17 protein-coding genes are annotated in these 22,592 nt (G+C 47.3%); 10 read left to right on the top strand and 7 right to left on the bottom strand.

Annotated elements, in window-relative coordinates; all coding sequences use genetic code 11:
• Positions 1-721: 721 nt before the first annotated feature.
• Entirely contained in the window at positions 722-2,764 is a 2,043-nt protein-coding gene (prlC, locus tag BLS03_RS15525; RefSeq protein ID WP_093275883.1) for an oligopeptidase A, read from the bottom strand.
• A 168-nt stretch (positions 2,765-2,932) separates the two neighbouring features.
• On the opposite strand from prlC, the gene BLS03_RS15520 reads away from it, so the two are divergent.
• The gene (locus BLS03_RS15520) at positions 2,933-3,772 is read left to right on the top strand and encodes a 23S rRNA (adenine(2030)-N(6))-methyltransferase RlmJ (RefSeq protein ID WP_093275880.1); all 840 of its coding nucleotides are present in this window, start codon (positions 2,933-2,935) and stop codon (positions 3,770-3,772) included.
• A gap of 139 nt (positions 3,773-3,911) precedes the next feature.
• Entirely contained in the window at positions 3,912-5,282 is a 1,371-nt protein-coding gene (gorA, locus tag BLS03_RS15515; RefSeq protein WP_176765611.1) for a glutathione-disulfide reductase, read from the top strand.
• A 95-nt stretch (positions 5,283-5,377) separates the two neighbouring features.
• Here the strand turns inward: gorA and BLS03_RS15510 are convergent, their stop codons facing one another.
• Positions 5,378-7,267, bottom strand: a complete 1,890-nt coding sequence (locus BLS03_RS15510) for an acyltransferase family protein (RefSeq protein ID WP_093275875.1) — start codon at positions 7,265-7,267, stop codon at positions 5,378-5,380.
• Between the two features lie 865 nt (positions 7,268-8,132).
• On the opposite strand from BLS03_RS15510, the gene BLS03_RS15505 reads away from it, so the two are divergent.
• Genes BLS03_RS15505 through BLS03_RS15470 form a run of 8 tightly spaced genes read left to right on the top strand, consistent with a single transcriptional unit; the run spans position 8,133 to position 17,032 of the window.
• Positions 8,133-8,987 carry an ABC transporter ATP-binding protein gene (locus tag BLS03_RS15505; RefSeq protein ID WP_093275868.1) on the top strand — a complete coding sequence of 285 codons (855 nt, stop codon included), beginning with the start codon at positions 8,133-8,135 and terminating at the stop codon, positions 8,985-8,987.
• A gap of 48 nt (positions 8,988-9,035) precedes the next feature.
• On the top strand, positions 9,036-10,715 hold the full coding sequence (locus BLS03_RS15500) for an ABC transporter substrate-binding protein (protein ID WP_093275864.1): 1,680 nt from the start codon (positions 9,036-9,038) through the stop codon (positions 10,713-10,715).
• A 15-nt stretch (positions 10,716-10,730) separates the two neighbouring features.
• Positions 10,731-11,549, top strand: a complete 819-nt coding sequence (locus tag BLS03_RS15495) for a vWA domain-containing protein (protein WP_093275860.1) — start codon at positions 10,731-10,733, stop codon at positions 11,547-11,549.
• Positions 11,546-13,081 (top strand): OmpA family protein, encoded by a 1,536-nt coding sequence (locus BLS03_RS15490; protein ID WP_093275855.1) that lies wholly within the window; start codon positions 11,546-11,548, stop codon positions 13,079-13,081. Before BLS03_RS15495 ends, BLS03_RS15490 begins: the two co-directional genes overlap by 4 nt.
• Positions 13,081-13,896: a hypothetical protein gene (locus BLS03_RS15485; RefSeq protein WP_093275849.1), complete on the top strand. Its 816-nt coding sequence runs from the start codon at positions 13,081-13,083 to the stop codon at positions 13,894-13,896. The genes BLS03_RS15490 and BLS03_RS15485 overlap by 1 nt, the downstream gene beginning before the upstream one ends.
• Before the next feature lie 3 nt (positions 13,897-13,899).
• Positions 13,900-15,084, top strand: a complete 1,185-nt coding sequence (locus tag BLS03_RS15480) for a toxic anion resistance protein (protein WP_093275847.1) — start codon at positions 13,900-13,902, stop codon at positions 15,082-15,084.
• A 10-nt stretch (positions 15,085-15,094) separates the two neighbouring features.
• The gene (locus BLS03_RS15475; protein WP_093275844.1) at positions 15,095-16,147 is read left to right on the top strand and encodes a putative urea ABC transporter substrate-binding protein; all 1,053 of its coding nucleotides are present in this window, start codon (positions 15,095-15,097) and stop codon (positions 16,145-16,147) included.
• Positions 16,148-16,201: 54 nt separating this feature from the next.
• The gene (locus BLS03_RS15470) at positions 16,202-17,032 is read left to right on the top strand and encodes an ABC transporter permease (protein ID WP_093275842.1); all 831 of its coding nucleotides are present in this window, start codon (positions 16,202-16,204) and stop codon (positions 17,030-17,032) included.
• Positions 17,033-17,103: 71 nt separating this feature from the next.
• On the opposite strand, the gene BLS03_RS15465 is transcribed toward BLS03_RS15470, so the two are convergent.
• The 5 genes from BLS03_RS15465 to BLS03_RS15445 form a co-directional block, all read right to left on the bottom strand.
• Positions 17,104-17,643 carry a hypothetical protein gene (locus tag BLS03_RS15465; protein ID WP_093275840.1) on the bottom strand — a complete coding sequence of 180 codons (540 nt, stop codon included), beginning with the start codon at positions 17,641-17,643 and terminating at the stop codon, positions 17,104-17,106.
• A 124-nt stretch (positions 17,644-17,767) separates the two neighbouring features.
• Positions 17,768-18,706 (bottom strand): SPOR domain-containing protein, encoded by a 939-nt coding sequence (locus tag BLS03_RS15460; protein WP_245696712.1) that lies wholly within the window; start codon positions 18,704-18,706, stop codon positions 17,768-17,770.
• Positions 18,707-18,856: 150 nt separating this feature from the next.
• Positions 18,857-19,795, bottom strand: a complete 939-nt coding sequence (locus tag BLS03_RS15455; protein WP_093275835.1) for an ABC transporter permease — start codon at positions 19,793-19,795, stop codon at positions 18,857-18,859.
• Between the two features lie 2 nt (positions 19,796-19,797).
• Positions 19,798-20,775: an ABC transporter permease gene (locus BLS03_RS15450; protein WP_093275832.1), complete on the bottom strand. Its 978-nt coding sequence runs from the start codon at positions 20,773-20,775 to the stop codon at positions 19,798-19,800.
• Between the two features lie 175 nt (positions 20,776-20,950).
• Positions 20,951-22,510, bottom strand: a complete 1,560-nt coding sequence (locus tag BLS03_RS15445; RefSeq protein ID WP_093275830.1) for an ABC transporter substrate-binding protein — start codon at positions 22,508-22,510, stop codon at positions 20,951-20,953.
• Between the last annotated feature and the right edge of the window lie 82 nt (positions 22,511-22,592).

Below are 22,592 nucleotides of genomic sequence, written 5' to 3'. Positions count from 1 at the left end.
CGCCGCAATTTGAGGAGGCCAAGCAAAAATGCCACTCATACGACACTTTTTACTCAAGTGGTTGCAAAAACAGCAAAATAAACTTTAGAATTAACAAAGGCCAACTTGGTTTAGATGCCAATAACCACGATTGGATTAGGTCTACGATAAGTTTCAATCTCATGGCTAATTTTTGACTCGCTATGAGCTGTACAGCTAAAGCAGCAAATAGAACATAGCAACCCTTCCCTTAAAAAAGCTGTACACCCCTCATTGCCTAGCAGGTTAATAGGCTTTTAGCCTACCATGTTCCTTTTACTAAAATCGCTGTACAGCCACTCTTTAAGCACTTGTTATAGCATTTAGAACATAGCAACCAAAAAAGACATAAACAAAGTAAAATCAATAAGTTAAGCAATAATCTTCATTTTAAAGCTAAGCACTGACATCATCAGCTGTACATAAGGCTTGTGCTAACCATTTGCAATGACTTCCCCCTTAAGCGACAAATTCGGTCATTGGACTGCGCCGTATCGAATTGCGACACACTTTTTTGCTGTACAGCTTTTACAGTAAATAGATCATAGGTAACCAAAAGCCTAAATCGCTGTACAGATAACAGGTTGCGAGCAATTAAGCAGCGCTGAGTGACGCCAATTTCACACATAAAAAAAGCCCTCCAAACGGAGGGCTTTAACGCTTAAGTTTATTAGTAATTGACTAGCTAGCAGGATTGAGCCAATTAAGCGGCGATCCCAGCATGACGAAGCAGCGCATCGATTTCCGGCTCACGGCCACGGAAGCGCTTGAACAATTCCATTGGCTCTTCACTGCCGCCCATTTCGAGAATATTGTGCAGGAAGCTTTGACCAGTTTGCTGGTTAAAAATGCCTTCTTCTTCAAAGCGTGAAAACGCATCTGAAGACAACACTTCAGCCCATAAGTAGCTGTAGTAACCAGCACTGTATCCACCAGCAAAGATGTGGCTAAAGCTGTGTGAGAAGCGGGTCCACTCTAAGCTTGGTAATACCGCCACTTTGGCTTTGACTTGAGCAAGAGTTTCCAGCACTCGCGCGCCCACTTCTGGGTCGTATTCGGTGTGGAGAGTAAAATCAAACAGACCAAACTCCAATTGGCGCAGAATAAACATCGCCGACTGGAAGTTTTTCGCCGCCAACATTTTATCTAGCATCGCTTTTGGCAATGGTTCACCAGTTTGGTAATGGCCTGAGATAAACGCCAGTGCTTGTTCTTCCCAGCACCAGTTCTCAAGGAACTGACTTGGTAATTCCACCGCGTCCCAAGGCACACCGTTAATTCCCGATACCGCGCCGGTCTCGACTTGAGTCAGCATATGGTGAATGCCGTGGCCAGTTTCGTGGAACAGAGTAACCACTTCATCGTGAGTAAACAGCGCTGGCTTATCACCAACCGGCTTGTTGAAGTTACAGGTTAGATACGCCACCGGGGTTTGCAGTTCACCTTGCGCATTGATGCGGCGTACTCGACATTCGTCCATCCACGCACCGCCACGCTTGTGTTCACGAGCGTAAAGGTCGAGATAGAAACTGCCGCGCAGCTTGTCTTGGCTATCGAAAATATCAAAGAAGCGCACTGACGGATGCCAGGTATCTACGCCTTCGCGTTCCACGACTTTCATGCCAAACACGCGGTTAAGGACTTCAAACAAGCCATTCACCACTTTTTGCTCAGGAAAGTAAGGGCGCAGCTCTTCGTCAGAAATTTCAAACAGATGCTGCTTTTGTTTTTCACTGTAATAAGCGATGTCCCAAGGGTTGAGCTCGTCAACGCCAAATTCTGCTTTGGCAAATTGGCGCAGCTCTTCCACTTCTTTTTCACCTTGCGGTTTCGCTTTGGCCGCTAAATCATTTAAAAAGCCCAGCACCTGAGCGGGCGTTTCCGCCATTTTGGTTGCCAGTGACTTTTCACTAAAACTGCTAAAACCCAACATACGTGCGATTTCATGGCGCAGTTTCAACTGCTCGTTAATGATATCGGTGTTGTCCCACTTACCAGCATTTGGTCCGCGGTCAGAGGCGCGAGTCACGTAAGCTTCGTAAAGCTCGGCGCGCAGCGCTTGGTTATCACAGTAGGTCATGACTGGCAGATACGACGGAATATCCAGAGTCAGCAAGTAACCGTCAAGCTCTTTGGCTTCTGCCGCCGCTTGAGCCGCCGCTAGCGCAGATTCAGGCATACCTGTAAGCTCTGCTTGATCGGCAATGTGCTTGGTCCAACCCATAGTCGCATCAAGCACATTATTAGAAAATTGCGAGCCCAGCTCAGACATGCGTTTGCTGATTTCGCCATAGCGCGTTTGTTGATCTTTTGGCAAGCCGATACCCGATAGCTCGAAGTCACGCAGTGAATCGGTGATGGTTTTTTGCTGAGCGCGGGTTAAACCGGCAAATTCGTCACTGGCTTTAATGGCTTTATAGGCTTCAAACAAGCCTTTATGCTGACCAACCCAAGTGCCGTATTCCGATAACAAAGGAAGGCAGCTTTCATAGGCTTCGCGCAGCTCTTCACTGTTCATCACCGAATTTAAATGGCTCACAGGAGACCACAAGCGACTTAAGTGATCGTCGACTTCTTCAATCGGTGCCACTAAGTTTTCCCAAGTGGGCGCATCATTGGCTTCAAGAACTTGCTCGATTTTGCTGCGACAGTCGCTGATCGCTTGCTCCACAGCTGGCTTGACGTGCTCTGGTTTTATCTGCGAAAACGCAGGTAAATCCGTGATGCTAAGCAGAGGGTTCGACATAGAGAATTCCTTTTGTTAACGAAAGTGATGAAGGCTTAAATCACTTATCAATCATTGCGGATATTAATTAGTAAATATAGGTAGGTTCAGCAATTTTCAATAGTGGCGTATAATTTGCCGCATTGACTGATAGTAATTGCGCCACAGGCCCATTTTTGAGAGTTCGTTTTGTTAAGTTATCGCCACAGCTTCCATGCTGGTAACCACGCTGATGTGGTTAAACATATAGTGCAGAGTTTGATTCTTGATGCGTTAAAGCAAAAAGAGACGCCTTTCGTATACCACGATACCCATTCTGGTGTCGGACGCTACGACCTGACTCACGAATGGTCAGAAAAAACCGGAGAGTACAAACAAGGTATCGCGCGCATCTGGCAACAGGCCGACATTCCAGCGGAAGTACAAAGCTATCTTGATGCGGTAGCTCAACTCAATAACGGTGACACACTTCGTTACTATCCGGGCTCACCACGCGTCGCTCGCGCTCAGATCCGTGAGCAAGATCGTATGGTGCTGACCGAGCTGCATCCCAGTGATTTTCCATTGCTAGAGCAAGAGTTTCACCGCGATCGCCAAGTCAAAATCTTTAAAGAGGATGGCTTCTCGCGCTTAAAAGCCAGCTTGCCGCCAAAAGAGCGTCGAGGCCTGGTATTGATTGATCCGCCATATGAGCTGGCGCGCGAATATCGCGATGTGGTTACCGCCATCGCCCAAAGCCATAAACGCTGGGCAACCGGTATCTACGCGATTTGGTACCCGGTGGTGAATCGCTGCGATATCGAAGACATGCTGGAAGGTTTACAAGGCTTGGGCATTCGCAAAATTTTACAAATTGAGCTGGGTGTTTCACCGGATACGACCGAGCGCGGCATGACCGCTTCCGGTATGATAGTCATCAACCCGCCTTGGAAGTTGGAAAGCCAAATGCAGACTGTGCTGCCTTTCCTTAAACAGGCGATTGCCCCGGCGACTGGTCATTTCAAAGTGGAATGGGTGGTTCCAGAGTAATGCAGCAAAAATTCACCGAGGCAGATTGAGTTCAACAGATCTGCCTCCATATCATTTTAATCACTTAGAAATAATATTCAGTGGGCCAACATCAGCGACTCAACAATTTGTCTTTGGCCTCAAATAAATGGAGAAAGTAATGGCGACTCATTTCGACTATATCTGTATCGGTGGCGGTAGCGGCGGTATTGCCTCAGCAAACCGCGCGGCGATGTACGGCGCCAAAGTCGCGCTTATTGAAGCGAAAGATCTTGGCGGTACTTGCGTCAACGTTGGTTGTGTACCGAAGAAAGTCATGTGGCACGGCGCGCAAGTCGCTGAAGCCATGAACTTATATGCCCCAGATTACGGCTTTGATGTCGAAGTAAAAGGCTTTGACTGGGCCAAAATGGTTGAGAGTCGCCAAGCTTACATTGGCCGCATTCACCAATCGTACGACCGCGTTCTGGGTAACAACAAAGTAGAAGTCATTCGTGGCTTTGCACGCTTTGTTGCAGGAGATGATGGCGATGTAAAAACCGTAGAAGTGAACGGTGAGCACTACACGGCTGACCATATTCTAATCGCCGTGGGTGGTCGTCCAACCATTCCAAACATTCCTGGCGCGGAATACGGCATCGACTCAAACGGTTTCTTTGACCTCAACGAGCAGCCAAAACGCGTTGCTGTTGTCGGCGCAGGTTACATTGCGGTTGAAATTGCCGGCGTATTGAACGCACTAGGTACCGAAACGCATCTGTTTGTTCGTAAAGAGTCACCACTGCGCAGCTTTGACCCTATGGTCATTGACACACTAGTTGAAGTGATGGAGGCCGAAGGTCCAAAACTGCACACCAACTCCGTGCCAAAAGAAGTGGTTAAAGAAGCCGATGGCAGCTTAACTCTGCACTTTGAAAATGGTCACTCGCAAAACGTCGATACCCTAATCTGGGCAATTGGCCGTCATCCGGCAACCGATGCGATTAATCTGGCTGCGACTGGCGTTGCCACCAACGATTACGGTTACATCAAAGTGGATGAATACCAGCAAACCAATGTTGAAGGCATTTACTGTGTCGGCGATATCATGGAAGGCGGTATTGAGTTAACGCCAGTGGCGGTGAAAGCTGGTCGTCAACTTTCTGAGCGTTTGTTTAACAACCAGACAAACGCCAAAATGGATTACGACTTGGTACCAACGGTGGTCTTTAGCCACCCGCCAATCGGCACTATCGGTTTGACCGAGCCGGAAGCAATCGCGAAATACGGCGAAGACAACGTTAAAGTTTACACATCGGGCTTTACCGCGATGTACACCGCAGTGACCCAACACCGTCAACCATGCAAGATGAAACTTGTCTGCGCGGGTGATGACGAGAAAGTCGTTGGCCTACACGGCATCGGTTTTGCAGTCGATGAAATGATTCAAGGCTTTGGCGTTGCCATGAAAATGGGCGCAACCAAAGCAGACTTCGACTCCGTGGTTGCCATTCACCCGACCGGTAGCGAAGAGTTCGTTACCATGCGCTAAGCAATTAGATGATATGCAAAAGGCCGGAAATACTCCGGCCTTTTTTATACAAGTGCCCCATCCTAAATAAGGTTGACAGGCGCTCAGGTCTCCAATTAATAGCTCAATCCGCTGGTTATCTCATTCATCATATAATTCTTAACCACAAAATCAGATCCTGTGGTGGTCAAGTGACCGTAATCAAAAGCAATTAAATCGCCGTCAACCTCAGCTCGACAGCTAAAGCTATTTTTGTCTGTCGCGAATCGACACAGGGATTTAAACAGGTCGATGAAAACAAACTTGTTGTTGTCTTCATGCATATGCTCTAGGTAGCTATTATTTTCAACCACTGACGGATCAAAACTGTTATCGCTAATAAATTCTTCACCATAATGCTTTTGAAAGTAAATCAGCGGAAGCGACGGCTGCCATTGAGGAAACGGCCCCATAATGATCACCTTTTTGACCCCTAAACTTTTAAGCGTATCAACAGTGTTAAGCCAATCATTTTGCTCATGAAAGCGTCGAGCTCCGAGAATCACCACTCTGGGTTTGGTTTTCACAATCGACTGGTAAGCGATGCCATTTGAGTAATCGCAGCCAATATCTGAGCGATTGGAACCATGACGTTTAATAGTAAATGACGGTAAGCAGCCAGAAGATGTTAACTGGCTAAATGGCACGTCCGGTGGCAGATTTTTTCGCAGACCAGTGGAAAGAGCTCCCATGTGCGAATCGCCCCATAAAAACACCCCACCGGTTTTCTCACTAATACACTTATCGCTCACTTGTACCTTGCCAGTGAGATGGATTTGAAGCGATGTATTGCACAAGTTGAATAGCCCTGATGGGTCCATGTCGTAGGTTAGGTATTTATCTAAAAATTTAGCTCTAAGTGAGGTTGCACCGGACCGATACGTAGAATCAATACCGTTCATATAAAGAACGGTAAATGAAAACACCGCCACACCCAGCGATAACCACAATGGCTTGACTTGGAGAATAGTCTTCCACTGTAACAGGCTTGGAAATTTAATCGATTCAACCCACCGATAGCTTACCCATCCTAATAAAATCGATAACGGCCCACCGAAAATAAACCAATAATCAATACTGAAATAGCCAAACACCACTAAAGGCCAATGCCATAGGTAAATGGAGTAAGACCATTTGCCGATGTATTGAAACACCACATTATTGGTAACCACGCTATCCTGACGGTTGGCGATCAAAATAAGGTACGCGCCTAACACTGGTAATAAAGCCAAATAGCCTGGCCATGGCGTATGGCTTGAGATCAGCGCATAGGATAAAACAATAAGCAGCAGCCCTGCCCACTCGACCCGTTTTTTTAACTTGATACTCAACGACAAAGGGTAAATGTAGGCGATACCACCGCACATCATTTCCCAAGCTCGAGTGGGAAATAAATAGTAGGCCGCTGTTGGTGAGCGCATTGTCAAAACAATACTGATCAGCAAACTGAATATGGCCCCAACAACCACTAAGCGCTTGAGGTTGGTTATCGATAAAAAGCGTTTGAGAAGTACCAGTACCAGTGGATAGAGAATATAGAACTGCCATTCAACCGACAAAGACCAAGTGTGCAATAGCCATTTGAAATGTGAATCGGCATCAAAGTACCCGGACTCATGTTTGTAAACAATGTTGGAAACAAAGAACAAGCTGGCGGTGACGTGTTTACCAACCTCTTGATATTCGATAGGAGAAAGAAAGAACCAGCCATAAATTAGTAAACATACACAAACGACGGATAATGCAGGGATAATACGATTAGCGCGCGCAACGTAAAATTTAAACAGATTAAATGCGTTTTCTTCTAAGCCACGGAATATAATTCCGGTCATCAAAAAACCAGAAATAACAAAGAAAATGTCAACGCCGGCAAAGCCACCAGGCATAAGCGTCGACTTAAAGTGGAATATAACTACAGCAATGACAGCAATAGCTCTTAATCCGTTGATATCGTATCGAAAGTTCACAATCCCTTGGCTCCGATTGGGTATAACTTCACAATGAAATTAATTCTCGGCTGAACACTGTATAGTTCTATTCTGTAGATAAACATCTACACAATCAAACGACACTACCGTTTCACGATCAAATCCTGACCAAAATTTAAATTAATATTGACACTGAGCGTTGTCAAAAATAAATAGCCAACACAAAATGGCCTAAAGTTTATTATTTATAATGCAATATTATTAAAACCAATATCATAAAAATAAACCTTAGAATTAAACAATAATTTGCTAAATATTAGCTTATTTTTAATGCTTCAAATGCCGTAAGTAAAAAATCTTGACTGGGATAGAAAATTTATTTTTAGAAACTCTAAAAAAACAGACATTTAGTTTATTTGAAAATTTTTAAATAGTTATTTTCAAACATGAATATTTAGAAAAAATAAACTGCAATTTCAACATAACCTAGGTTCTAGACCGAAATAGTGAACATGTACAATCAGTAATCGCAACCGCCATCTCATAATTGAGATGCCTTTCATCCCACATACGCCGTTTCATCTCCCTTATTCGCCCATTGCGATTATTCCTTTCCCCACTCGCTGAAAACTTTTAAATCTTTTTCCAATCTTGGTCGCCCCTTTGCTGTGCGGCACTCAGTGCATTGATGGTTATATCAATCGCTTATTGCTGACTAAAAAAACAAAAAATCGATAACAATGCTCACCGCCCGATGCCGGTCAGTGAGAAATAAAGCGTTAATCACAATGGCTAGGCTCTCTATTTACACCACTGCTTTCAAAGGCGGTGGGATCGTTCCCGTCTAGCTGTTGACCGTGATGTAACGCATTAGCAAACGCTGACATTAGACGGAGAGACAGGCATGGCCGAAAAACACATTCTGCACTTAGAAGATGTGTACAAAAGCTACGACGGAAAAACGATTTTACGTGATATCGATCTGGCGATTCGAGAGGGCGAATTTTGCTCTGTGGTCGGGCCTTCAGGATGTGGTAAAAGCACTTTGCTGCGCCTAATCCTTGGCCAAGAAGTCGCGGATTCTGGCACCATACACCTCGATGGCAAAATCATCGGTTTACCCGATGCGCGTCGCGGTGTGGTGTATCAAAAATACAGTTTGTTTCCACATTTGACGGTGCTGGAAAACGTCATGCTTGGCCCTCGCTATCTCGGTCTTGCAGACAACGCAACGCCCAATGCCAGCCAAATTCGCGAAGCGGCGCTGTATTATCTCGAGCGCGTTCGTTTAAGCCACGCCGCCAATAAGTACCCTCACGAATTGAGCGGCGGTATGCAGCAACGCGCTGCGATTGCTCAAACTTTAATTGCCCACCCCAAAATTCTGTTAATGGATGAACCGTTCGGTGCATTAGATCCCGATACTCGTGAACAGCTACAAGTGTTTTTACTTGAACTGTGGGAGTCCATGGGGCTAACCATTCTGTTTATCACTCACAGCCTAGAGGAAGCCTGCTTTGTCGGCTCCCGCTTACTGGCACTGAGCCAATACTATAACAGCGGAGACACTGTGCAAGCCCACGGGGCAACCATAGTTGAAGACCATCCGTTAGCCCGCGTCGCTCACTCGACCGAAATCAAAACCAACGTTGAGTTTCAAGAGCTTATTGCACAAGTCAAAAGCCGAGCCTTTGACCCTGACGTCAAACAGTACATTAACAACTTCAACCTCAAGCATCAGGACAGTTTCCGTACTTAATGGCTGACATCACCTCATTCACGAATTATCAAGATTAAGGATAAGCTTATGAAACGGCTCGCTTTAGCTTGCGCGCTCACTTTTCCACTCGCGGCCCAAGCGGTGGATTCCATCACTGTCACTCCAATCGAAAACCGCAACTTACCCAGTGCGCAAAATGTCCATTCTGGACCTTATAACCTGCCGTTAATTACTTGGGGCGGCGACATCGCAACCATTTCTGCCAACGGCTCCAATGCCGTAACCGACAGCCACTCGCTGTTTGGTAGCATCGGCCTGAAATTCAAACTCGAGCGCGAAGATATTTTTGAAAATCAGCTCAAAAATTACATTCAAGGTAAATCGCCGTTTTTGCGCGGCTCGATGTCGATGATCAACATGGCGGCATCAGCGGTGAATAACAACAGCCAGCTTACTCCGGTGGTGTTCTATCAGTTGACTTGGTCTTCTGGTGGCGATGCTTTGGTGGTCAAAAACAACATCAAACGAGCTTCGGATCTGTGTGGTAAAACCATCGCGATTAACTACGACGGCCCTCACCTCAACTACGCATATCGCATTTTGAGCGATGCTGGCTGTAAGATAAAAGACAACCACTTCGTCTGGACTCGCGACCTGTCCGGCACCTCACAGACGCCGTTAGAAGCTTTGCGTAGCTCGAAAGTCGATGCCGCGTTTATGATCACTCCCGATGCCCTCGCCGCATCATCCGGCGGTAACGTAGGAACGGGCTCTGAAGACAGCATCAAAGGCGCCCATATTCTGCTTTCCACCAAAACCGCCAACCGCGTGATTGCAGATGTCTACGCTGTACGTAAAGACTATTACGATCAGCACAAAGACCAGATTGAAAAATTCGTCTCGGCGATGACCAAAGCGCAACAGGCGCTTAGCAATCATCCCGACAAAAACGCTGACTATCGTAAATTGATGGCAGCGTCGGCCAAATTACTGCTCGACACGCCAGAGGCCGTAACCGAAGCCGAAGCGTTACTTGGTGATGCGACCATCGCTGGCGCCAACGGCAACATCGCGTTTTTCCAAGATGACAAAAATTTCCGTAACTTTGAGCAAGTGGTAAAAGAGTCTTCACAAGGCTTGAGAGAGTTTGGTGTGATTCGCGCGGCAGGCAAAGTGCTCAAAGCCGACATCAACTACAAATTGCTCGCAACCGGCAGTTCGACCCCAGTCAAAACCGCATTTGATAGCCAACAAGTGGCCAAAGTCGTCGAATCTCGTCAGAAGCAAGGCACCTTAGATAACAGCACCGTTTTTGAGTTTGAGGTCTACTTTAAACCTAACCAAAAAGCGTTTGACCAATCCTTGTATCAAAGCAACTTCAAACGTGTTGTTGAGCTGTCGCAAACCTATGCTGGCGCGGTCATCACTATTGAAGGTCACAGCGACCCTATGGGTTATCTGCGCAAGAAAAAAGAGCACGAATCGGCGTTTGTGCTTAATCGCATCAAACAAAGTGCTAAGAACCTCTCAATGACCCGCGCCCAGCAAGTTCGCCAAGCGATCATGGATTATGCAGCGCAAAATCACGTTCAATTGGATGAGTCGCAGTTCTCTGTGATCGGCCACGGTATTTCTAATCCAAAGACCGGCATTTGTGGCGTCGACCCTTGCGCGCCGCGCAACGAGAAAGAGTGGTTGAGCAACATGCGCGTGGTATTCCGTTTACTGCAAGTTGAAGCCGAAGAAAGTGCTTTCAGCCCGCTATAACCAAGGAGTACCAGCATGAAAAACTCTCAATTTTGTCTGTCGTTGCTGTGCATTAGTTTACTGAGCGGCTGTGGGAACGAAGAAGCGCCAGCTCCTGTGGCGAAAGTCGACCAACCTGCTCCACCGCCTTTTGAAACCAGCAATATCATCATTGATGGTCTATCTGGCAGTGAAAGCTACGCACTGCGCGGTGCTGATCAAGCTTGGCCAAACGGCCAAGCAGACACGCTGGCAACTGACCTCAATGCCAATAACTACTACGTTATTTTCGATGCCAGCGGCTCAATGGGCTCAACCGAATGTGGCGATGGCCACCGCCGCATTGCGGTCGCCAAACAAGCGATTAAACGCTTCTTTGAAACTCTGCCAAAAGACAGCAACCTGGGCTTACTTGCCTTTAGTTCCAAGGGTGTTCAGCAGCTAAGCGCGATTCAACCGGTTAATGCGTCAAGGCTGTCTAATCTCACCAGCGCGATTGTCGCCGGCGGCACCACACCGCTGGCCGACAGCATGGTGTATGCAGCGGCCAAACTCGAACAGCAAGGCCAAAAACAGTTGGGTTACGGTGAGTACAACATCGTGGTTCTGACCGATGGCGTTGCCAACGACCCTAAAGATCTGCGCGCTCAAGTGAGCAAAATTGTCGCCAACACGCCAATCAATATTCACACCATTGGCTTTTGTATCGGCAGTGACCACTCACTCAATCAACAAGGCATCATCAATTACCACCCGGCTTCCAACGCCGATGAGCTGTTGTCTGGGCTAACCGCGGTGTTAGCCGAAGCGCCGCAATATGACAGTGACCATTTTGATAATGGGAGCGCGCAATGAATAAAATTATCGCGGCAGTGATCTTCATCCTGGGCGTGATCGGATTATTTGTACTTAAAGACGTGACGGACGATCGCTCAACAGCTCACACGCTCGCCACGTCTGATGCGAAATCGATTCGTGCCAGCGTCAAAATCGGTGTCGACAGCTGGGTGGGTTACTACCCGCTGTGCAGCCGAAATTTTAAGTCGGCGCTGCGTAACGATGGTATTCGCAGCAGCTGCGAGCAACAAACCAACCTCGAAAAGCGCTTTGAACAGTTAAAAAATGGCGACCTGCAATTTGCGGTATCGAGTGTCGACGCGTATCTCGCCTTAGGTCAGAAGACTCAGTTTTCCGCCACCATCATCGCAGTGATTGATGAATCCAAAGGCGGCGACGCTTTAGTGGCTTGGGAAGATACGGTTTCCTCAATCGACGAGTTGAAAACCAACCCTAACTTGCGCGTTGCGCTGACGCCCGATAGTCCGAGTGAACATCTGGTGCGTTCATTGGCGGTGCACTTTGATGTGCAAAATTTCCAAAGCCGCGGAAAATGGTTAGTCGCCAGCGACAGCGCTGAGCAAGCCGAAGCGATGCTGGAAAATCATCAAGTCGATGCGGCGGTGCTGTGGGAGCCGAACGTCACCAAAGCGCTACAAGTTAAAGGGATTAAAAAGATTCTCGGCACCGAAGATACCGAGCATCTGATCGTCGATGTTTTGCTGGTGAATCGCGATTATGCCCAGGCGCACCCCGATATTGTTCAGCAAGTGCTGCAACGTTATTTTGAAGCGCTCGATGGTTATCGCAACGCGCCGGACAGCTTGGTTAGTGAGCTTAAGAAAAACACCGGCTTAGACACCACAGAAGTTCAAGCGATGCTCAAAGGCGTGCAGTGGGCAACATTGGCCGACAACGCCTACGACTGGTTTTCGACCACCAGCCAGCAGATCTCTAACAGTGAATATCTGATTGATGTCATCGACAGCAGTTACGACATTTTACACGCCACCAAAGTGTTAGATAAAAACCCGCTGCCGGATGAAAACCCCTACCTCATCACCAACAGTCATTTCGTTGACCAACTGTTCACTCAGCTGGTCGACCCAAAACAGAACCGTACGCAAACCGCAACCGACGTCAAGTTTGCCACGTTAAATGATGCTCAGTGGCGCTCGCTGCGTGATGTCGGCACACTCAAAGTTCGCCAGATTCCATTTGCCAGTTCTAGCGACCAGCTGTCGATGGAAGCCAAACGCACCTTGGATCAGGCAGCGCAAGACCTCAGCCACTATCCAAACTTTCGTATTTTGGTCAAAGGCCATACCGGTATTAATGGTGACAAACAAGCGAACCGTAAGCTCAGCCAAGAGCGAGCCGAAGCGGTGGTTCGTTATTTATCGATCACTCACAGCATTCAAGATGCACGTATGCAGGCGCTCGGCGTAGGTTCGGATGAGCCGCTAAGTCGTCTGCCAAACGAAAGTTATCGTGCCTACAAATATCGTCTTCCTCGAGTCGAACTGATTCTCAAAGCGAGGAATCCATAATGGCAAACCTAGCTTCGAACCCTCTCAGTGAACGCGATCTTAAACAGCGTTTACGTAAAGAGACCATCAATCACCCGCTGACGCTGTCCACCTTTGTGGTTGGCGCTTTAGCGGGTTTGGCGGCGTTTTTGTTTGCCCAATATGACGGCGTGGCATTTCTGCTGGTCGCGGCAATTTTTAGTTTGCTGGTGTGCGGCGGCTTTACTTTGTATCGCAACGTGATTGGGCGGCACAAATCGATGCTGGCACTGATTGAAAAAGTGCGCCAAGAAACCTGTTCAAGGCGGGTTCAGATTGAAACCAGTGTCCACGACGGTCTAAGCGAGTTCAAAGAGCACCAGGCGCTGCATCAGCTAGGCCAGCTCAAAGACAAGTTCAGCGCCTTCACAACCGTGCTCAATTTACAGTTTGATAGCGATGAAATGGCGCATAAACGCTATCTCACCACCGCAGAACAGCTGTATTTCAGCGCGGTCGACAACCTGCGCCGCTTTATGGTGCTGCGCCATAGCATTAATGCCATCGACGTGAAACACATTCGCCAACAGCTCAAAAACGGCGAGTCACTCGATCAATCAACCCGCGACGCACTGACTAAGCGCCTCGATATCTATCAAGATGCGCAATACGACATGCTGCACCTGCTTTCAATTAACGAACAAGCCATGACCAAACTCGATGACGTATCGAGCAACCTTGGGTCAATTCAGACTCGCGAAGGACTCGGCACCATCGGCCTTGAACATGCAATGCAAGAAATTCACACCCTCATTTCACGAGCAGAAAAATACGACATCTCAAATCAAAAAGGATAATGAATGACAACGACTACGGCTACTGAGTCTCAAAACGCACTATCGCTTCCAACCGTTGATGCGATTAAGCAAGAGATCACCACAAACAACGAATCCCGATTGGAAGGCGAAGCCAAAATGGCCGCCGATCAGTGGTTAGAAAAAATCACCACCATCGATCCCAAAGACTTAGACGCCCAGCTGCAAGTCACCACTGAGACCAAAACTCTGGGTAATGACATTGAACTGCGTTTGACGGAACAATCCAAACTGCTGCAAGCGCCGATGTCAGAGTTAATGGCCGATGCTGAGAACGGCGGCGACATCGCACTCGACTTGCTTAAGCTTGAAGACACCGCGCGCAGCATTGATCCAAATGGCTTTGATTTCACCTCGGTATCTGGTTTCCGTCGTTTTCTGGCGCGCATCGGCGTACCAACGGCGCTGCAACAATGGATTGCGAAGTACCAATCGACCGAGGCGATCATCAAAAGTATTGCTACCGGCCTTGAGCAAGGTAAAGCTAAGTTAAAACGCGATAACACCACGCTCAAAGAAGACCAGATTCGCTACCGTAAAACGTTGTTTTCTCTTGATGACTACATCAACTTTGCCGCTTACATCGACAACAATCTCGAAACGCGTATCGCGCAAATCAGTGATGAAAATCAGCTGCGTTTTCTAAAAGATGAAGTGCTCTTCCCGATGCGTCAGCGCCATCAAGACTTGTTGACCTCAAAAGCCGTTTATCAACAGGCTTGGGTGACCAGTGAGTTCATCATCAAAACCAACGAAGAGCTCATTCGCGGCGTCGACCGTGCGCTGAAACACACCATGACCGCGCTAGGTGTTGCGACATCATTAGCCATTGCCTTAGCACGTCAGAAAAAAGTGCTGGTGGCGTTGCAGTCATCTAAAGAAGTGACCGCCAAAATGATTGCCGACATTGCCGACCGTCTTGAATCACAAGGCGCGGCAGTGATGCAGCAAGCGTCTGAGCCGTACATTCAAGTTGAAGTGATGAAGTCTGCCTTTAGCAAAACTCTGCAAGCGATGGCGCACGTCAGTAACTATCGCGCCGAAGCGATCGATGCAATGAAGAGTGGCATCGACGAGTTGAAGACCATGACTTCGGAAATGGACGACAACATCAAACGTATCGAACAGGGTCAACAGACCAAAGAACAGTTTCGCGTCATTTTGAACTAAGGATCCGAGCATGAAATCTATCAAACGTTTATTGGGTTTGGGCGTGGTTGCTGCGTCAGCCTTGGCAGTGACGCCAGCACAAGCCACCGAGCACTTTAAAGTCTGTTACAGCCACTACACCGGTTGGGAACCTTACGCTTTGCTGGAATCTACCGGCATTCTCAAGCGCTGGGAGAAAAAATACGATGTTGATATCGAAGTGTCGCTGATTAACGACTACGTAGAGTCGATTAACCTTTTTACCTCAGGCGCTTACGATGCTTGTACCATGGCCAACATGGACGCGCTGACCATTCCAGCCGCAGGTGGTGTGGATTCTACTGCGCTGATTTTAGGCGATTTTTCAAATGGTAATGACGGCATCGTAATGAAAAACGGTGACAGCATTAAAGACCTCAAAGGCCGCGACATCAACTTGGTTGAGCTGTCGGTTTCGCACTACTTACTGACTCGTGCGCTGCAGCAAAACAACATGAGCGAACGCGACCTGACCATAGTCAATACCTCTGATGCCGACATCGCTTCACTGTTTGTGGCCGATAAAAATGCCGCAGCCGTCACTTGGAACCCACCACTGCAAGTGGTGCGTAATGCCAAAGGCGCCAAAATGGTGTTTGACTCAAGCCAAATTCCTGAAGAGATCATGGATATGTTGGTGGTGCGCACCGATACCAGTGATAACTTTAAAAAAGCCATCACTGGCGCTTGGTATGAACTGATGGGTCAATTGAATTCACGCTCAAAACAGGCTTCTGCGCTAGTACGTGAAATGGCCGAGAACTCTGGCGCAACCGAAGCGGAATTCCTTGCCCAACTGAAAACTACTTATATGTACTTTGATCCAGCCAAAGCAGTTGAGGTGTTTAACGCGGACAAGACTTACAAAACCATGGACTACATTCGCCAATTCTCGTTTGAGCATGGATTATTTGGTCAAGGTGCGGCTGACGCCAACTTTGTCGGTATTGAATTTCCAAACGGCAAAGTGCTGGGTGACAAGCACAACATCAAACTGCGTTTCGACCCAAGCTACATGGCGCTGGCAGCTCAGGGCAAACTCTAACGTGTTCGGCCCAGCAGCTTTGTTGGGCCGTTTTTCTTTCCAAGGAGCGATTACATGAAGCGTCCCCAATTTCTTGGCTTACATGCCCAGCCCTCCGGGCAAACTCGTTGGCTGCTGGCGGTGGTGCCCTTTTTGCTATTGATGGTGGTGTATTTCTCAGCCTCTCACATGCGCCATTTGGTGAACGAAAGCGACAAGCTGTTGCCTTCGGCGCTGCAGATGCTCGATGCCACCGGACGAATGGCTTTTCAACAAGACGTGCGCAGCGGCGACTACTTACTGCTGTCAGACTCGTTATTTTCGTTGTATCGCATTTTTGCTGGCGTATTGATGGCAACCGTCACTGCATTGATTATTGGCCTCAATATGGGTCTGTATCGCGGTTTTCGCGCGCTCAGTAACCCTTTGATCACCTTTATTGCGATGGTGCCACCGCTGTCAATTTTGCCGATTCTGTTTATCGCCTTTGGCGTCGGTGACTTTGGCAAAATTATGTTGGTGTTCATCGGTACGGCGCCGATTTTGATTCGCGACATCTGTTTGTATGTCTCAGCGCTGCCCAAAGAAACCATAGTCAAAGCCCAGACTCTGGGAGCTGGCAATCTGGCCATCACGTACCGCATCATCATGCCAATGGTGATTCCTAAGTTGGTTGACTCAGTAAGGCTAAGCCTAGGCAGCGCCTGGCTATTTGTTATCGCCGCAGAAGGCATTTCGTCCACCAACGGCTTGGGTTATCGAATCTTCTTGATGCGCCGCTATATGAATATGGAAGTCATCATTCCTTATGTGCTGATCATTACGCTACTTGGCGTGACCATCGACTTTGCGCTGCGCTACTTTATTCGCAAAGTGTACCCTTGGTACATCGAAGCCAAAAACTGATTAGCTCGGTTTACAGACATAAAAAACGCCACACATCTGTGTGGCGTTTTTTCATCGAAAAGCGTTGCGAATTATGAAGATTTCTTCATTGATGCCAGCAACATATCCATTTCGCTGATCAACTGCTCTGTCTTAGGATTGACTTCTTTCATCGCTGAAATCACTTTTTCCTGCAGATCTTCATTCAGTTTGCGCACTTCTGGATCGGCCAAGAATTTGGCACGCACTTCTGCTTGGTCGTCTTGAACTTCTTTCAAGCCAGCCATAACTTCTTTGCGGTCATCATCAGACATGCTGCTGTCAGACAGTTTGGTCTGTGCTTTAGCCAGAGCCGATTTCATCACGTTTGGATCGTAACCAATCTCGTCAGCTTTCTCTTTAAGCTGCTCATTGGTTTTGTCTGCGGCTTTGACTAAATCTGGGTCTTGTTTAAATGCCTGATCCCAAATTTTATTGAGTTCGCTTTGGATTTCACCAATGCGCTGATGTGTAGGATTAGGATTCGATTGTGCTGCTGCTTGACCATCGACTTTAGGTGAAACTTCAGCCGATGCCGGCATAGCGTAAAGAGTCGCTAGCGAAAGCGTCACACTCAGGAGTAGTTTTTTCATAGAAGCACCTTTTAATAAACATGAGTCCAACACGGGGTCATCTTCGAGTCTATAAGGTGCTCCCTTGACCAAGTCATACTGCAGTCATGGAGTGTTAATAGAATGTCAAACCGTTTGCAGTCTTTTATTTGGTACACATGATATTAAGTAAAGAGGTACCTTTGAGCTTGGTCACTTTTCCGTTAGTAAACAATCCGCGACGATCATTTCCCCAGTATGGTAAATGGATTGGCCACTTATCTTTAGCCAGCACATCGGATTTCAGCAAACGCGACCATTCCACTTCGGTCGGCAATTTCATGCCCAACTGGCGGCACACATAGACAGCATCATCGTAGTTCAAACGATTCCAGGCGAGGCCATGCTCCATATAGAACTGGTGATCGCTGTGCATAATATACGGCACCACATAATCCACATCGGCAACGCGTCCTTTCAGGCGAGTATCGATGTCTTTAGCACTGATGGCTTTTGCTGCAGGTGCTTGAGCCGTAGCAACGGGCACTGGCGTTTTGGCTGGAGCCGGTTTCGGCGCGCTTAATACTGTGGTGGTTTGGTTACTTTTCGGCGCGCTTTTCGCAGCCGGTTTCTGTTTCGCCGCAGGCTTAGCCGCTGTGACTGGCGGATTAGCAACACCAGGGATCACTTCACGAATAAACGCTTCTTTATAAGCGCGCTCAGTTCTTAGCGAAGACAGATCACGCTTAGCTTCTTGAAAATCTTTGTAAGGGCCAATCAAACAGCGAACATTATTACCTTCAGGTTTCATCCATACATCGGTCGAAATGTGTTTATACAGGGATTTAGCACGCGCTAATGATAAAGGCTTATCAAGCAAGCCACATTGAATCCAAAAGAGTGATGCATTGTTTTTCGGTTGTTGGTTACCCCATAAACCGCGACCGATTGGACAACTCTTGTCTAAAACCGGTAGTTGTTGGCTGGAGGCTTGTTTGGCATCACACAAAAAATCCTCAGCACTGGTAGGTGAAGTCCAAAACGAAACAGAAAGCGCAGACAAACTGAAGAGTATCGCCCAAGGACGTGCAGATTTTACAGCCATCGTGTTATCCATATGTTTTTACTCATAATGATTTAATAGTGACATTATTGACGGTTCACTGTTGAGAAAAAAATAAATGCAAAAAAAGAGCCGTTATTGATAACGACTCTTAGTGTAGGAACATTTTTGTTAATAAATCTTAGGATGAGATCACCCTTTGTAGATTTTGGGGTTAAATACGTCGCGTAGCCAGTCACCTAAAAGGTTGATAACCAGAACCAAGGTCACAAGCACTATGCCTGGGAACACAGTAATCCACCAAGAACCTGAGAAGATGTAGTTAAAGCCAATGCTGATAAGCGAGCCTAGTGAAGGCTGATCAACCGGCAAACCCAGACCGAGGAAGGAAAGTGCCGCTTCCGACATGATGGCGTTTGCCACCTGAACAGTAGAGATAACCAAAATCGGTGATAAACAGTTTGGCAAGATGTGGCGGAACATAATGCGTGGCGACTTAAAGCCCATCACGCGCGCTGCTTCCACATACTCTTTTTTCTTCTCAGCTAATACCGAAGCACGAATGGTACGCGCGTATTGCGGCCACTCAGCAATGCCGATGATCACCACCAACATCACAACCGCATATTGGCTGTAAAACTCGCTACCAAAGCTGGCTTTAAAAATTGCCGATACAATGATCGCCACCATCATGGTTGAGAACGACAGCTGGACATCAGCAAAGCGCATCAAAAAGCTGTCCACGCGACCACCGAAGTAACCAGCGGACAAACCAATCATGATCCCCAAGAACAGCTGCAGAGCAACCGCCAAAAAGCCGATAGTGAGTGATAGGCGCGAACCGTAAAAGATCGTCGATAAAATGTCGCGGCCTTGGTCATCAGTACCGAGTACGAAACTCGCATCACCACCGTCAAGCCAAGCTGGCGGTAATTCGGAGTTCATAATATCAATGGACGATAAATCGTATGGGTTAGTCGGCGCAATCCATGGCGACAGCAAAGCGATAATGGCAAACACCAGAAAAACCACAAAGCTGAACATCGCCACTTTATCGCGGCGGAAATAGTAAAGAAAATCTGAAGATTTAAAGCGTTCCCAACGAGAAGGAACTTGAACCGATTGAGTCATGATTACGCTCCTTTTCCTGTTAGGTTCACAGTTGGGTTAATCAACCCGTACAGCAAGTCAACGATAGTGTTGGTAACGACGAAAATCAGGCCCACGAAAATAACGTAAGCGGTGATGAGCGGCGTATCGACGCGGTTGATTGCTTCAAGGAAAAGGAAGCCGGTTCCCGGCCATTGGAAAACGGTTTCGGTCAAAATCGTGTAGGCAACCATAGTCCCGATTTGTACCCCGCCGACAGTCAGCACTGGCAACATGGTATTTTTCAATGCGTGTTGGTAGTAAACCTTTTTCAGCGGCAGACCTTTGGCTTGCGCGAATTTAATGTACTCCGAGCTCAAGACTTCCAACATTTCAGAACGCACCAAACGAATGAACAGTGGCAACATGATTGAAGCAAGTGATACGCAAGGCAGAATCAAGTGTGCAAGACCATCAAGGGTAAAATAACCAGACTCCCAGCCAAGGAGATTGGCGGTTTCCCCACGCCCATAAGATGGCAGCCAACCTAATTCAATTGAGAATACGTACATCAGCATGATCGCGGTTAGGAACACAGGAATCGAAATCCCGATACTACTGCCGGCCATGATAATTTTAGTGAAGATGCTTTTGGGCCTGATCGCTGAATAGACGCCAAGCGGAATCGAGCAAACGATGATGATAAGGCTTGCGCCAAACACCAACTCAAGCGTGGCAACCAGTTTTTCTAAAATGACATCAACGGCTGGACGCTTGAAGAAATAAGAAGTGCCTAAATCACCGTGAACTGCGGCAGTGATAAAGCGTGTGTATTTTGTAATGAAGGGATCGTTGAGGCCGAGTTCATCACGCAGCGCTTGACGCTCTGCTTCTGAAACCGACTGACCGACAAGCTCACGCAACGGGTCACCCAGGTTATCCTGAATGGCGAACGCCACTAAACTGATCACAAACATCACTATCAGTGCCTGAAACAGGCGCTTGACCAGAAACGAAAACATTCCTTGCCCCTTAACTTTCCATGAAGAATCTGCGATACACCCAAAGGTGCGAAACTATTCAGCCTTAAAAATTGCGCCTAACTCGACTGAACAAAAGTGAGTACGCCAAATGATGAAAACACGCCTTCCATGCAGTCCGCACAGAAGGCGTGGCATAACTTATTGCAACTTATCCTTACTTCTCATCAACCACTAGGTCGCCGAAGTATGGGAAGTTCATTGCGTTTACGATTGGTTTGATGTGCAGAGTAGACTTCGCACCCCAAGCGAGATTTTGCCAATGTAGAGGAACAAACGCCGCTTCGTTGTACAGAGTCGCTTCAACTTTTTGTAGCATCTGTGCACGTTTCGCAGGATCAGTTTCTAGGTTTGAATCTTCAACCAGCTTATCGACTTCTGGGTTTGAGTAGTGACCACAGTTGTACTGACCTTTACCTGTCTCTTCGTTACGAGTCATGGTTAGGAATTCAGAGAAGTTCGCTGAATCTTCAGTATCTGAGTGCCAGCCAATCATCAGCATGTCTGCTGCACATTTATCAAACTCAGGCCAGTATTGCGCTTTTGGCATGGTTTTTAGGTCAACTTTGATGCCGATTTTTGACAGCATAGCAGCCGCCGCTTGCGCGATTTTCGCATCGTTAACATAACGGTTGTTTGGCGCGATCATCGTTAGCGTAAAGCCTTTCTCGTAACCCGCTTCTTTCATCAGCTCTTTGGCTTTTTTCAGATCGTAGCGTGGCACTAGGTCTGCGTTGTAACCCGCGTAACCTGCAGGGCTTTGTTGGCCCGCTGCGGTTGCAAAACCTTTCATGATCTTGTCAACAATACCTTTGTTGTTGATTGCGTATACGATAGCTTGACGCACACGTACATCTTTTAGCGCTGGGTTTGAATCTTGGTTCATTTGGAACTCGATGATACGAGTACCTGGTAGCGTCACAAGGTCAACACCTTTTGCAGACTCAACACGTTTGTGATCGTTCGGTGCAACCGGTGCAATCATATCAACGTCGCCAGAAAGTAGCGCCGCTACGCGAGTAGCGTCTTCTTTGATTGGCACAAGTGTTAGGTGGTCAACGTTACCTTTTGAATCTTTGTCCCAGTAATCTTTAAAGCGTTCAAACTCAACTTTTACGCCTTGTTCACGTGAAGTCACGATAAATGGACCAGTACCTGAAACGTGAGTAGAAGCGTATGAGTTACCGTGTTTCACGATAGCCGCTTTCTCAGTACCGTCAGCGGCTTTACCTGAGTAGAACTTGCTGTCCATTGGGAAAATGTAAGTTGCTGTTTGTAGAACCAGTGGGTAAGCACCTTTTGATACGAGATCAACGGTGTAATCATCCACTTTAACCATTTCTGAATATGGTTCGAAGATCGCTTTAAAGTCTGGCGAGTCTTTAAGACGTTTGAAAGTCCAAACGACGTCATCCGCAGTCAGTTCGTTACCAGAATGGAATTTCACCCCTTTACGCAAGTGGAAACGGAAGGTTTTATCATCCTTACGCTCCCAGCTTTTTGCTAGGCGTGGTTCAAAATCCAAATCTTGGGTGTAACGAACTAGAGGATCAAACACCATGTGAGACATTTGCAGTGTGCCGCCAGATAGCTGCTCATGTGGATCAAGAGAAACTGGGTCAGCGTCATAAGCAACAGTGATATCCGCAGCCGCTGCTGCGAAGCTCAAACCAGCTGCCATTAAAGCCACTGCTATCTTGCTTTTCATGGTTTTCATTGCATAACTCCTTATGCGGGAATCCAATCCCTAGTTGTTGTATTTGCTTCTGTTTATTAATTCAGGCAAGCCTGACAATGTG

It is taken from the genome of Vibrio xiamenensis, assembly GCF_900100015.1.
GTDB lineage: Bacteria > Pseudomonadota > Gammaproteobacteria > Enterobacterales > Vibrionaceae > Vibrio > Vibrio xiamenensis.
This window is presented reverse-complemented; position numbering and strand designations above follow the sequence as displayed.